This is a genomic window from Kitasatospora sp. NPDC029367, assembly GCF_055569135.1.
The window spans coordinates 25,402-38,083 of the sequence record NZ_JBVHYH010000045.1; the positions used below are offsets into that span (position 1 = coordinate 25,402).

Sequence of the window (12,682 nt, forward strand, 5' to 3'; positions counted from 1 at the left end):
CGGGGGGAGCGGGAGGGTACGGCCGGTCAGCCCATCTCCTCCAGGGCGCGGCCCTTGGTCTCCTTGATGCAGAAGGCCACGAACGGGATCGAGAGCAGCGCGAAGGCCGCGTAGATGATGTACGTCGCGGAGAGGTTCCAGTCGGCGAGGTCCGGGAAGCTGACCGTGATCGCCCAGTTGGCGATCCACTGGGCCGAGGCCGCGACCGACAGGGCCAGTGCCCGGATCCGGTTGGGGAACATCTCGCCGAGCAGCACCCAGACCACCACGCCCCAGGAGAAGGCGAAGCAGAGCACGAACACGTGGGCGGCGACCAGGGCGACGGTGGCGTGGGTGTTGTCCAGGGTCGCGGTGTCGCCGGTGCCGTGCCGGTAGGAGAACGCCCAGGCGGCGATGGACAGTGCGGCCGCCATGCCGATCGAGCCGGCCAGGGCGAGCGGCTTGCGGCCGATCCGGTCCACCAGGGCCATCGCGATCACCGTGCCGATCACGTTGATGATCGAGGTGGAGAGGCTGATCAGCAGCGAGTTGGACTCGTTGATGCCGACCGACTGCCAGAGGAAGGACGAGTAGTAGAAGATCACGTTGATGCCGACGAACTGCTGGAACACCGAGGCGCCGATGCCGATCCAGACGATCGGCAGCAGGCCGAAGCGGCCGCCGAGCAGGTCCTTGGGCCGGGGCTTGTGGGTGGATTCCAGCACCGCGCGGATCTCGGCGACCCGGGCGTCCAGGTCGACGCCCTCGCCCTCGACCTCGACCAGCACCTTGCGGGCCTGCTCCTCGCGGTGGTCGGCGATCAGGAAGCGCGGCGACTCCGGGATGGAGAGCGCCATCAGCCCGTAGACCAGCGCCGGGATGGTCTCGACGCCGAGCATCCACTGCCAGGCCTGGATGCCGCCGAGATGGCCGGTGGACTCGCCGCCGGCGGCCTGGTTGAGCGCGTAGTTGGCGAGCTGGGAGATGGTGATGCCGAGCACGATCGCCATCTGCTGGAAGGAGGCGAGCCGGCCGCGGTAGGCGGTCGGCGCGACCTCGGCGATGTAGGTCGGCGCGATCACCGAGGCGATGCCGATCGCGACGCCGCCGACCACGCGCCAGGTGGCGAGGGCCTCGATGTTCGGCGGGAACATCGAGCCGATGCCGCTGGCCGCGAACAGCACGGCGGCCAGCAGCATGGTGCGCACCCGGCCGAAGTGGTCGGCCAGCCGGCCGGCGACCACCGCGCCGGCGGCCGAGCCGAGCAGCGCGATGGCCACCACGAAGGCGGTGGTGCCGTGGCCCACCGCGAAGTGCTTCTGGATGCCCGTCACGGCGCCGTTGATCACGGCGCTGTCGTAGCCGAACAGGAAGCCGCCCATCGCGGCGGCCGCCGAGATGAAGATCACGTGCCCGAGGTGGGCCTCGCCGGAGGCCCGCTGGTGGTGGATTGTGGACACGCGCGCTCCCCGGGTGGACGGGCCCGCCCCGACGGCTGGGCAGGACTCGTCTCACATTCGAGCAGCGCGGCGGCCGCCCCGCCCGAGTTGGGGACCGATCGGGTGAAACGGAGTCAGTCGGCGGCGCGCGCGGTGGCCGTGCGCCGCTCGGTGCGCCGTTCTGTGAGCCGTTCTGTGCGCTGCTGCTGGCGCCGTTCCTGGCGCCGTTGGTGGCGTCGCAGCAACTGGGCGCGGGCGGCGGCGTCCTGGTCACGACGGAGCGCGGGGGCGTCCGCGCGGGCGGCCAAACGCCCGGCGATCGCGGCCTGCTCGGCGGCCGGCTTCTTGTCGTCGTACTTGAACTTGGCGCGCACCTCGCGGACCGTCAGGCGGAGCCCGCGCAGGCCGGGCAGCAGCCGGCCGAACTCCGTCCCGCCGGGGACCACCCGGACCTCGGGGGTCTCCGGCTGGAAGTGCGCCAGCTGGCGGTTGAGGATCTCCGCCTTGCCCTCGGCGGACTCCACCACCTCGGCGGTGCAGTGGAAGTGCACCGAGGCGTAGTAGCTGGTGGGCGTGCCGGGCTCGCCGCGCCAGTGGCCGGGGGCGAAGGCGTAGCCGTCGGTGACCGCCAGGGTGACGTTCGGGTCGGCGCGGACGGCGGCCAGCAGCGGGTTGGGCGCGGCGAGGTGGAGCAGGATCTCGCCGCGCTCCTCGTCCAGCAGGAAGTGGGTGGGGACGAGCACCGGGCCCTCGTCGGGGCCGCCGTTGGCGGCGAGCAGGCCGAAGTCGCGGCCCTCGGCCAGCCAGGCGCGCCACTCCTCCTCGTCGCCGCGGTCCCAGGACCTGATCAGCATCGGAGGGCCTTCCTCAGCGGGGGTAGCGGCGCATGTGCGCGGGCAGCGGGATGGTCGGGTCGTGCGGCTCGGGGGCGCCGTAGGCGGTGCTGACCGGGACGAGACCGGACCAGTACGGCAGGTCGGCGTCGGCCGGGTCGTCGCCGGCGTCGTCCGAGCGGGTCTTCGCCGAGACCTCGTCCAGTTCCAGCCGGATCACGGCGGTGGCGGCGAGCTCCTTGGGGTTGGCCGGGCGGATCTCGCCGGAGCGGCCGGGGACGACCTGGTCGACCAGCGCGGCCAGCGCGACGTCCAGCTCCTCGGGGTCGGTGACCTGGTACGCGGTGCCGTGGGCGACCACCGAGCGGAAGTTCACCGAGTGGTTGAACGCGGACTTGGTCAGCACCAGGGCGTCGACGTGGGTGACCGTGACGCAGACCTGGAGGCCCTGCTCGTCGGCGGCGCCGCGCAGCGGGCGGCTGCCGGTGGAGCCGTGGACGTAGAGCCGGCTGCCGACCCGGGCGAAGACCGTGGGCAGGACGACCGGGGCGCCGTCGACGACGAAGCCGAGGTGGCAGAGGTAGGCCTCGTCGAGGATGGCGTGGATCGCCTCCCGTTCCCAGGTGGCGCGGTCCTTGTAGCGGGTGGGGGTGGTGCGGGGGGTCCGGGCGTAGTCGGTGCTCTCGGTGCTCTCGGCGCTCTCGGTGTTCGTCGGCGTGGTCGACATGACAACCTCTATGTACTAGTGCATAATCTGGTTTGTGCTAGGAGACTATCCGCTGAAAGGGCGACGCGCCAGCGAAATCGCGGCCCACATCGAACAGGGTGTGAGCAGCGGACAGCTCGCGCCCGGAACCCCGCTCCCCCCGCTGCGCGAGCTCGCGGTCGAACTCGGCGTCAACCCCAACACGGTGGCCGCCGCCTACCGGCTGCTGCGCGACCGCGGCGTGATCGAGACGGCCGGCCGCAAGGGCAGCCGGATCCTGCCCCGGCCCGCGCTCACCACCCGCGACCAGATCCGCATCCCGGTTCCCGAACGCGCCCGCGACCTCTCCACCGGCAACCCCGACCCGGCGCTGCTGCCCGATCTCGCCCCCGCCCTCGCGGCCGCCGCTGAGGCCGCCAGGGCCGAGCCCGTGCTGTACGGGCAGTCGCGGATCGACCCAGGGCTGCTCGAACTCGCCCGCAGCTCCTTCGAGGCCGACGGACTGCCCGGCGGCCCGATCGCCGTCGCCTCCGGCGCACTGGACACCATCGAGCGCACGCTCGTCGCCTGGCTGCGCCCCGGCGACGCGGTGGCGGTCGAGGACCCGGGCTGGGGCAGCCTGCTCGACCTGCTGCCCGCGATGGGGCTGCGCCCGCTGCCCGTACGGCTGGACGACGAGGGGCCGCTGCCGGACTCGCTGGCCGCGGCGCTGGCCGACGGGGCCCGTGCGGTGGTGGTGACCAGCCGGGCGCAGAACCCCACGGGTGCGGCGCTCGGCGAGGCGCGGGCCGCGGCGCTGCGGGCCGTCCTGGCCGAGCACCCCGGGGTGCTGCTGATCGAGGACGACCACGGGCACGGCATCGTCGACCAGCCGTACCGGCCGCTGGTCGGCGCGGGGCCGCGGCACTGGGCGGTGGTGCGCTCGGCGGCCAAGGCGTACGGGCCGGACCTGCGGGTGTCGGTGATGGTCGGCGACGGGGAGACGGTCGGGCGGGTCGCCGGGCGGCTGCGGCTCGGCGCGGGCTGGGTCAGCCACCTGCTGCAGCGCACCGTCGCCGAGCTGTGGCGCGCCGACGCGGCGCCGGCCGCGAGCGTGGCCGCCGCCTACCGGGAGCGGCGGGACGCGCTGCTGACGGAGCTGGCGGCGCGCGGCATCGAGGCGCACGGGGCGAGCGGGCTGAACGTCTGGGTGCCGGTGCCGGACGAGACCTCGGCGCTGGCCGCCCTGGTGCAGCGCGGCTGGGTCGCGGCGCCCGGGGCCCGGTACCGGATCCAGTCGCCGCCCGGGCTGCGGTTCACCGTCGCGGGACTCGACCGGGCGGGCGCAAAAGAGCTGGCCGGCGATCTGGCAGCGGTCCTGGGAACGGGCGGTGCCGACACCCGGCTGGTCTGAACCCGTCGGTAACGAAGCGGGAAACCTGCTGCACGTACCTAGCGGTAACCGGCGCGGCCATGCCATCTTTCGTGCGCCACCGGCCGGCGGCCTTCCCTCACGTACGCGTCTTCCCGCCCCCATCCCGCGGGGAGACCGAGCCGCAGGAGTTCCGCCGTGCCCGAAAACAGTTCGAGCCGCACCAGCAGCACCCCTGGACTCGGCCGTCGACTGCTCACCGCAGCCGCCGCCCTGCCGCTGACCCTGGCGGGGCTGGCCCTCGCCGCGCCCGCCTCGGCGGCCCCGGCCGCGCCGGCCGCCGTGCCCGCCGGACCGACCGCGAGCGTCACGCTCGGCGACAGCTACATCTCCGGCGAGGCCGGCCGTTGGAAGGGCAACTCGGCTGACTCCGGCGGGAACCGGACCGGCACCGACCGCGCCTGGAACGGCAGTTCGTACGACCCCTCACTGGTCTACGGCGCGACGGCGGCCAGCGGGTGCGACCGCTCCGACGTCGCCGAGGTGCTCGGCGCCCAGGGCGTCGCCCAGAAGCAGATCAACCTGGCCTGCTCGGGCGCCGTCACCGGCAATGTCTTCCGCGCCGCCAACGGCGGGCAGTCCCTCAAGGGCGAGGCCCCGCAGGCCGACCAACTCGCCACCGTGGCGGCCCAGAACAACGTCAAGCTGATCACGCTGTCGATCGGCGGCAACGACCTCGGCTTCTCCGGGATCATCTCCAACTGCGTGCAGGACTACCTGATCTGGTACTCGTACTGCCACAGCTCGGCGCAGTCCCAGATCGACTCCAAGATGCCCGCCGCGATGGCCGGGGTGGGCAAGGCGATCGACGAGATCCGGGCCGTCATGACCAACGCGGGCTACGCGCGCTCCGACTACCGGCTGGTGCTCCAGTCCTACCCCTCGCCGATCCCGCGCAGCGCCGAGATGCGCTACCCGGAGAGCGGCTGGAGCCGGTCGGACACCGGCGGCTGCCCGTTCTGGGACGGGGACGCCGACTGGGCGCGCGACTCGATGGTGCCGCAGATCTCCAAGGCGCTGGCGGGGGTCGCGGCCGCAAAGGGGGCGCAGTTCCTGGACCTCTCCAACATGCTCCAGGGCCGTGAGGTGTGCTCCACCGCCGCGCAGCAGCCGAGTGCGGGCTCCGGCCCGTCCGCGACCACCAGCGAGTGGGCGCGCTTCCTGGACGGCGGCCTCAACACCAGCCAGGGCGCGCTCCAGGAGTCGATGCACCCCAACTACTACGGGCAGCAGGCGCTGGGCGCGTGTCTGGGGCAGCTGTGGACCCGGCCGAGCGGCAACTACGCGTGCAACAACACGGCCGGGCGGGACGCGAGCGGGATGTACCTGACGGCGGAGTGAGGCGGGCGTGCCGCCGCCCCTCGCCCGGAGTGTGCGGGCGGGGGCGGCGGTGCGGTGCTCGGTGCGCTGCTCCGGTCGGTGCTCGGCTCAGCCCTTGACCCAGTTCCCGGCTCAGCCCTTGGCGAGCAGGGACTGGGCGTGGGCGCGGACCTGATCCTTCGTCAGATAGGCGTCGGTGTACTCGAAGTCCTGCAGTCGGGCGGGCTGGCGGGCCAGGAAGCCGGTGCGGACGAAGTCGTCCCCGGCGGTCGCGTTGAGCAGCCAGTTCGCCCCCACCCGGAACTTCGCCGCATTGGTGCGCATCGCCATCAGGTGGTAACCGCGGGCCACCAACTGGGCCGGCACACCGCGCAGTTCGATGCCCACCGGCTTGGACACCGCGTCCTTGCCGCCGAGGTCGACCACCAGGCCGAGGTCCTTGTGGTAGTACGGCGCCAGCGGCTGGCTGCGCAGCGAGGCGATCACGTTGTCGGCCACCGCGCGGCCCTGGCGGGCCGAGTGCTGGGCGGTCGGCGGACAGACCGCGCCGTCGCCCTTGGCCAGGTCGGGGACGGCGGCCGCGTCGCCGAGCGCGAACACGCCCTCGAACTGCGGCACCCGCATCTCCGCCGTCACCGCGAGCCGGCCGCGGACCGTCTCCGCGTCCAGGGTGCCGATCAGCGGGCTCGCGGCCACACCGGCCGTCCAGATCAGGGTGCGGCAGGGGATCACCCGGCCGTCGGTGAACTTGACCGTCTCGGCGCCGACTTCGGCCACCGAGACGCCCAGTGACACCTCGATGCCGCGGCCGCGCAGCACCTCCAGGGCCGCCGTGCCGAGGGCGTCGCCCAGTTCGGGCATCAGCTTGGGGGCGATGTCGATGAGGTGCCACTTGATCTGGCGGGCGTCCAGGCGCGGGTAGCGGCGGGCGGCGGCGGTGGTGAGGCGTTGCAGGCAGGCGGCCGTCTCGGTGCCCGCGTAGCCGCCGCCGACCACCACGAACTGCAGCCGGGACTCGCGCTCGCGCTGGTCCAGGGTGGCCGAGGCGAGGTCGAGTTGGGCGATCACGTGGTCACGGACGTAGGCCGCCTCCGCGAGCGTCTTCATGCCGCGGGCGTAGTCGGTCAGGCCGGGGATGTCGAAGGTGCGGGTGACGCTGCCGGGGGCGAGCACCAGGGCGTCGTACTTCTGCGCGACCACCTCGTCGGTGATCTTGCGGACCACGCACACCCGGGAGGCCGGGTCCACGCCGATGGCGCCGCCGGGGACGATGTGGGTGCGGCGCAGGCTCCGGCGCAGGGAGACCGCCACGGACTGGGGGGTGAGGACGCCGGCCGCGACGTGGGGGAGGAGGGGGAGGTAGAGCTGGTAGCTGAACGGCGTGACCAGCGTGATCTCGGCCTCCGACGGCGAGAGCTTGCGTTCGAGGCGGCGGGCGCACTCCAGGCCTGCGAAGCCACCGCCCACGATCAGGATCCGAGGTCGTTCCATCGCTCATCCCTTTGCCGTACAGGTCGTACCGGAAGGCCCCCATTACTGTCCGCCACACTCGCACGGAGCAGCGGGGGCTGCCACCGGGGTGGGGCGGAGGGGGGAGGAGGGGCGGATGGGGGCTCAGGTCGGGGGCCGAGGCGGGGCGGGGAGGCGCGGGCCGGTGCGTACGGGGGCGGCGCGGGGCACCGATAGGCTGTCGGTCGTGCTCCCCGAGGTGACGGCGATCCGGTACGTGACGCCACTGCGAGAAGGCGGCTCGATGCCGGGCCTGGTCGAGGCCGACGACCGGCGGCTGTACGCGCTGAAATGGGTCGGCGCCGCGCAGGGCCGGAAGGCGCTGGTCGCGGAGGTGCTGGCCGGCGAGCTGGGGCGGCGGCTGGGCCTGCCGGTGCCGGAGCTGGTGACCGTCGACCTGGATCCGGTGCTCGCGCGCAGTGAGCCGGACCACCAGATCCAGGACCAGATGCGGGCCAGCGGCGGGACCAACCTCGGGATGGCCTTCGTCAGCGGGGCACTGAACTTCGACCCGCTCTGCTTCGAGGTGGATCCCGAACTGGCCGGGCAGGTGCTCTGGTTCGACGCGCTGATCGGCAACGTCGACCGGTCCTGGCGCAACCCCAACCTGCTGGTGGCGACCGGCGGGCTGCGCCTGATCGACCACGGCGCGAGCCTGATCTTCCACCACAACTGGGCCGGTGCCGCGGGCTGGGCGCGCCGCCCGTACGACGCCTCCGACCATGCGCTGCTGCGCGCCCGGCCGGACCTGGCGGCGGCGGACAAGGCGCTCGCGCCGATCGCGGAGGAGGCCGTCGAGGTGGCGGTGGCGCGGATTCCCGAGGTGTGGCTGGTGGACGAGTTCGGTTTCGACTCGCCCGAGGACGTGCGCGCCGCGTACCGCGCCCAGCTGACCGAGCGACTGGCCGGTCCGCGGGACTGGCTGCCGGAGGTGTCCGTATGACCGAGCCGCTGCCGGCCGCGCTGCCGGCCGTCGTGGAGCTGCACGACTACGAGTACGCCGTGATCAGGGCGGTGCCGCGGGTCGAGCGGGGTGAGTGCGTGAACGTCGGGGTGCTGCTGTACTGCCGGCAGAGTGCCCACCTGGGCGCGCGGACCCACCTGGACCAGGCCCGGCTGCTGGCGCTGGACCCGGTCGCGGACGTCCAGGGGGTGCGCCGGGCGTTGCAGGGGATCGAGGCGGTCTGCCTGGGCGGGCCGCAGGCCGGTCCGGCGGCCGCGGACAGCCCCGGGCAGCGGTTCCGCTGGTTGACGGCGCCGCGCAGCGCCGTCGTCCAGCCGGGGCCGGTGCACACCGGGCTGACCGCGGACCCGGAGGCCGAGCTGCGGCGGCTGTTCGACCAGCTGGTGCTCTGACCCTGCCGCTGCGCCCCCGCCCCGAACGGGTGGCTGTGAGGCGGCTCGCCGACGGTTGCCGTGGTCAAAGCTTGAGTTACTGAAGCACTCGGCCGTACGCTGGCCCCATGGGTTCGATCTCGACGACGACCGTACCGACCAACGCCGAGCTGATGGAGGCGTTGGCCGCCGTCGGTGCCGCGTACTTCCAGGACTTCGCGGCGGCCGCGGCCCGGCACGGGCTGTCCTCCTCCCAGGCCAAGGCGCTGGGCTCGGTGCAGGAGCCGGTGCCGATGCGCGCGCTGGCCGGGCGACTGGGCTGCGACGCGTCGAACGTGACCGGGATCGTGGACCGGCTGGAGACGCTGGGCCTGGCCAACCGGGAGGCGGCCGCCGGTGACCGCCGGGTGAAGATCGTGGTGATCACGGCCGAGGGCCGGGAGATCCTCAACCGGATCCGCGGCGAGATGGCCCGCACCCACCAGGCCTTCGAGGCGATGACCGACGAGCAGCGGATCGCCCTGCACTCGATCTGCCGGCAGGTCCTGCCGGTGCTGGCCGGCCGGACGGTTGCGCCGCAGTAGCGCCAAGGCTCTACGGGCGTAGCGCGTTGGTGGCTGCAGGGCGCGTGACCTCGGCTGTTAGGCTTGCGAAGCGTGAGCGCGAAGCCCCAGATCCCCAATGTCCTGGCCTCCCGGTACGCCTCGGCGACCCTGGCCCAGCTGTGGTCCCCCGAGCACAAGGTGGTCCTCGAGCGCCACCTGTGGCTCGCCGTCCTGAAGGCCCAGCAGGACCTCGGTGTCGAGGTGCCCGCGAATGCCGTCGCCGACTACGAGCGGGTGATCGACCAGGTCGACCTCGGCTCGATCGCCGCCCGTGAGCGGGTCACCCGCCACGACGTGAAGGCCCGGATCGAGGAGTTCAGCGAGCTCGCCGGCCACGAGCAGATCCACAAGGGCATGACGTCCCGGGACCTGACCGAGAACGTCGAGCAGCTCCAGATCCGCCAGTCCCTGGAGCACGTCCGGGACCGCACGGTCGCCGTCCTGGTGCGCCTGGCCAAGCTGTCCGCCCAGCACTCCGAGCTGGTCATGGCCGGCCGCTCGCACAACGTGGCCGCGCAGGCCACCACCCTGGGCAAGCGCTTCGCGTCGATCACCGACGAGCTGCTGGTCGCCTTCCGCCGCCTGGAGGAGCTGATCGCCCGCTACCCGCTGCGCGGGATCAAGGGCCCGGTCGGCACCGCCCAGGACATGCTGGACCTGCTCGGCGGCGACACCCAGAAGCTGGCCGAGCTGGAGCGCCGGGTCGCCGGCCACCTCGGCTTCGACCATGTGCTGACCAGCGTCGGCCAGGTCTACCCGCGCTCGCTGGACTTCGAGGTGCTCACCGCCCTCGTCCAGCTGGCCGCCGCGCCGTCCAGCCTGGCCAAGACCATCCGCCTGATGGCCGGCCACGAGCTGGTCACGGAGGGCTTCAAGGAGGGCCAGGTCGGCTCCTCCGCGATGCCGCACAAGATGAACACCCGCTCCTGCGAGCGCGTCAACGGCCTGGCCGTCATCCTGCGCGGCTACGCGTCGATGACCGGCGAGCTGGCCGGTGACCAGTGGAACGAGGGCGACGTCTCCTGCTCCGTGGTGCGCCGGGTCGCGCTGCCGGACGCCTTCTTCGCCTTCGACGGCCTGCTGGAGACCTTCCTCACCGTCCTGGACGAGTTCGGCGCCTTCCCGGCCGTGATCGAGGCCGAGCTGGACCGCTACCTGCCGTTCCTGGCCACCACCAAGGTGCTGATGGGCGCGGTGCGCGCGGGCGTCGGCCGGGAGACCGGCCACGAGGTCATCAAGGAGCACGCCGTCGCCTCGGCGCTGGCGATGCGCGCCGGCGCCCGGGAGAACGAGCTGCTGGACCGCCTCGCCGCCGACGAGCGGATCCCGCTGGACCGGGCCGCGCTGGACGCGCTGCTCGCCGACCGGCTGTCCTTCACCGGTGCGGCCGGGGCGCAGGTCGCCGAGGTCGTCCGCCAGGTGGAGGCCGTCGCGGCGGCCTACCCGGAGGCGGCCAAGTACGCTCCGGGTGACATCCTCTGACACTCCGTTGAACTGACCTGGCGTCAGTTCTCCGACGAGGGCCCTGCCGCCGTTCCGGTGGCGGGGCCCTCGTGCGTCCGGGGGCGGCCCGGGTCGAGCGGCGGGGTGGTGGTGGCGCAGGGCCAGTCGCAGTTCGGCTCGGCCACCGGGCGCTCCTCCTCCGGCGCCAGCACGTTGCCCCGGACGGTGGCGAAGGCGATCAGCCCGCCGGCGGCCAGCAGGCCCGCGCAGATCAGCATCGCGGTGTGGAAGGCGGAGTCCACCGCGGACGGCACCCGGTAGGCGTCGCCGCTCAGTCCGGCCAGGGCCGGCAGGGCGGCCACCGCGAGCAGGCCGGCCGCGCGGGCGGCGGCGTTGTTGACGCCGCTGGCGATGCCCGCGTGCCGCACCTCGACGGCGGCCAGCACGGTGGCGGTCAGTGGTGCGACCAGCAGCGTCATCCCGGAGCCCATCACCGCGACCGCGGGCAGTACGTCCGCCCAGTAGGAGGAGCCGGGGCCGGTGCGCAGCATCAGCAGGACCCCGGCGGCGCACAGCAGCGGGCCGACGGTGAGCGGGACGCGCGGGCCGATCCGCTTGCCGAGCCGCCCGGCGCGCGCGGACAGGGTCAGCATCAGCAGCGTGATCGGCACCAGGGCGAAGCCGGAGACCAGCGGGGAGAAGCCCGAGACGATCTGCAACTGCACCACCAGGAGGAAGAACACCCCGCTGAACGCCGCGTAGACGCAGAGGGTGACCAGGTTCACGGCGGTGAACAGCCGGGAGGAGAACAGTCCGAGCGGCAGCATCGGGTCGGGTGCGCGCCGCTCGACGGCCACGAAGGCGGCGGCCAGCAGCAGCCCGAGCGCACCGGTGACCCAGACGGCGGGGGACAGTCCCTCCCCGGCGGCGGTGAGCGCGTAGGTGACGGCGCCGAGCGCGAGGGCGGCGAGCAGGGCGCCGGGTACGTCGAAGCGGCCGGTGGCGGACTCGTCCCGGCTCTCCGGGACGTAACGGGAGGTCACCGCGATCACGGCGGCGGCCAGCGGCAGGTTCAGCAGGAAGATCCAGCGCCAGCCGGGGCCGTCCACCAGCCAGCCGCCGAGGAAGGGGCCGACGGCCGCCGACACCCCGCCCAGGCCGGACCAGAGGCCGACCGCCGCCGAGCGGTCGTCCGGGTGGAAGACCGCCTGGAGCATGGCGAGCGAGCCCGGGGTGAGCAGCGCCCCGCCGATGCCCTGGACGGCGCGGGCGGCGATCAGCACGTGGATGGTCGGGGCCGCGGCGCAGGCCGCGGAGGCGACGGCGAACCAGACCACGCCGATCAGGAAGACCCGGCGCCGTCCGTAGCGGTCGCCGAGGGCGCCGCCGAGCAGGATCAGACCGGCCAGGGTGAGCAGATAGGCGTTCAGGGTCCATTGCAGGGAGGCGAGGGAGGCGCCGAGGTCGGCGCCGATCCGCGGCAGGGCGACGTTGACGACGGTGCCGTCGAGCATCGCCATGCTGGAGCCGAGCACGGTCGCGAGGAGTACCCAGCGGCCCTGCGCGGTGCCCAGGCGCAGAGTGCCGGCTTGAGAGGTGGCCACGGGCCGAATCCTGCGCCCGCCGGGGCGCACGTGACAAGGGTCACCGGGTGGTGTGTCGGTCGGTGGCGGTGCGTGAACGGACGGTCGCACGGGGGTGGTGCCCGCGGCGCAGGGTGGTGGATCAGTGGCGCCGGGTGAATGGATCGTGCACTGACCGTGCAGGGGATCATCCGGAGGGTGACGGCGGCGGTGCAGTTTGTTGCCGATTCAAGAGATCGACATTGCTTCACCCGAACGGATGAGTTTTAGTTCAGCGACCGCCCGGCCAGTCCGGACGGATCCACCGGGTGGAACGCCGAGTCCTGCCGCTGCCCGGTGGCTCGCACCGAACTCTGTACGGCAGGAGCGGGGGACCCACAGGTAAGTCGCCGGACCGGAGTTCGCGCCTTTTCGGGCGCGGACCACCAGGGCCGGCTTGGGGTGAAGCCGCGCATGCGGCCGGGCAACTCCAGCCCGAACCCGACAGCTCACCTCGCAGGCGTCGGAGAGGAAAATTCC

General features: G+C 73.2%; 11 protein-coding genes and 1 riboswitch. Of the genes, 6 read left to right on the forward strand and 5 right to left on the reverse strand.

Going from position 1 to position 12,682, the window contains the following annotated elements:
• Window positions 1–26: 26 nt before the first annotated feature.
• The 3 genes from ACZ4W5_RS23290 to ACZ4W5_RS23300 all read right to left on the reverse strand — a co-directional run bounded on the left by ACZ4W5_RS23290 (window position 27) and on the right by ACZ4W5_RS23300 (window position 2,978).
• Window positions 27–1,439, reverse strand: coding sequence for a sugar porter family MFS transporter (locus ACZ4W5_RS23290; protein WP_465656617.1), 1,413 nt, complete (start codon window positions 1,437–1,439; stop codon window positions 27–29).
• Between the two features lie 113 nt (window positions 1,440–1,552).
• A complete protein-coding gene (locus ACZ4W5_RS23295; protein WP_465656619.1) occupies window positions 1,553–2,272 on the reverse strand; it encodes an FMN-binding negative transcriptional regulator in 720 nt (239 codons plus the stop codon).
• 13 nt (window positions 2,273–2,285) lie between these two features.
• On the reverse strand, window positions 2,286–2,978 hold the full coding sequence (locus ACZ4W5_RS23300) for a pyridoxamine 5'-phosphate oxidase family protein (protein WP_465656621.1): 693 nt from the start codon (window positions 2,976–2,978) through the stop codon (window positions 2,286–2,288).
• A gap of 34 nt (window positions 2,979–3,012) precedes the next feature.
• Here ACZ4W5_RS23300 and ACZ4W5_RS23305 point away from each other — a divergent pair, with 34 nt between their 5' ends.
• Complete coding sequence (locus tag ACZ4W5_RS23305) at window positions 3,013–4,350, forward strand: aminotransferase class I/II-fold pyridoxal phosphate-dependent enzyme (RefSeq protein ID WP_465656623.1); 1,338 nt, start codon at window positions 3,013–3,015, stop codon at window positions 4,348–4,350.
• A gap of 156 nt (window positions 4,351–4,506) precedes the next feature.
• A complete protein-coding gene (locus tag ACZ4W5_RS23310; protein WP_465656625.1) occupies window positions 4,507–5,709 on the forward strand; it encodes a GDSL-type esterase/lipase family protein in 1,203 nt (400 codons plus the stop codon).
• Between the two features lie 111 nt (window positions 5,710–5,820).
• Here the strand turns inward: ACZ4W5_RS23310 and ACZ4W5_RS23315 are convergent, their stop codons facing one another.
• Window positions 5,821–7,179, reverse strand: coding sequence for an NAD(P)/FAD-dependent oxidoreductase (locus ACZ4W5_RS23315; protein ID WP_360242350.1), 1,359 nt, complete (start codon window positions 7,177–7,179; stop codon window positions 5,821–5,823).
• A 205-nt stretch (window positions 7,180–7,384) separates the two neighbouring features.
• Between ACZ4W5_RS23315 and ACZ4W5_RS23320 the strand changes: the two genes are divergently transcribed.
• From ACZ4W5_RS23320 to purB, 4 genes are all read left to right on the forward strand, one after another.
• Window positions 7,385–8,140 (forward strand): HipA family kinase, encoded by a 756-nt coding sequence (locus tag ACZ4W5_RS23320; RefSeq protein ID WP_465656628.1) that lies wholly within the window; start codon window positions 7,385–7,387, stop codon window positions 8,138–8,140.
• Complete coding sequence (locus ACZ4W5_RS23325) at window positions 8,137–8,553, forward strand: DUF3037 domain-containing protein (protein WP_402491017.1); 417 nt, start codon at window positions 8,137–8,139, stop codon at window positions 8,551–8,553. Before ACZ4W5_RS23320 ends, ACZ4W5_RS23325 begins: the two co-directional genes overlap by 4 nt.
• Window positions 8,554–8,660: 107 nt before the next feature.
• Window positions 8,661–9,116 carry a MarR family winged helix-turn-helix transcriptional regulator gene (locus ACZ4W5_RS23330; RefSeq protein ID WP_360242359.1) on the forward strand — a complete coding sequence of 152 codons (456 nt, stop codon included), beginning with the start codon at window positions 8,661–8,663 and terminating at the stop codon, window positions 9,114–9,116.
• Window positions 9,117–9,188: 72 nt separating this feature from the next.
• Window positions 9,189–10,619, forward strand: coding sequence for an adenylosuccinate lyase (gene purB / locus ACZ4W5_RS23335; protein WP_360242361.1), 1,431 nt, complete (start codon window positions 9,189–9,191; stop codon window positions 10,617–10,619).
• A 23-nt stretch (window positions 10,620–10,642) separates the two neighbouring features.
• On the opposite strand, the gene ACZ4W5_RS23340 is transcribed toward purB, so the two are convergent.
• Window positions 10,643–12,100, reverse strand: coding sequence for an MFS transporter (locus ACZ4W5_RS23340; RefSeq protein WP_465656675.1), 1,458 nt, complete (start codon window positions 12,098–12,100; stop codon window positions 10,643–10,645).
• A 397-nt stretch (window positions 12,101–12,497) separates the two neighbouring features.
• A riboswitch (cyclic di-AMP (ydaO/yuaA leader) is annotated at window positions 12,498–12,680 on the forward strand.
• Window positions 12,681–12,682: the final 2 nt, after the last annotated feature.

What these genes read in the sequence shown, in the direction of transcription:
- ACZ4W5_RS23300 (WP_465656621.1), bottom strand. Translation starts at nt 2,978, where the DNA reads ATGTCGACCACGCCGACGAACACCGAGAGCGCCGAGAGCACCGAGAGC.
- ACZ4W5_RS23340 (WP_465656675.1), bottom strand. Translation starts at nt 12,100, where the DNA reads ATGGCGATGCTCGACGGCACCGTCGTCAACGTCGCCCTGCCGCGGATC.
- ACZ4W5_RS23330 (WP_360242359.1), top strand. Translation starts at nt 8,661, where the DNA reads ATGGGTTCGATCTCGACGACGACCGTACCGACCAACGCCGAGCTGATG.
- ACZ4W5_RS23315 (WP_360242350.1), bottom strand. Translation starts at nt 7,179, where the DNA reads ATGGAACGACCTCGGATCCTGATCGTGGGCGGTGGCTTCGCAGGCCTG.
- ACZ4W5_RS23295 (WP_465656619.1), bottom strand. Translation starts at nt 2,272, where the DNA reads ATGCTGATCAGGTCCTGGGACCGCGGCGACGAGGAGGAGTGGCGCGCC.
- ACZ4W5_RS23325 (WP_402491017.1), top strand. Translation starts at nt 8,137, where the DNA reads ATGACCGAGCCGCTGCCGGCCGCGCTGCCGGCCGTCGTGGAGCTGCAC.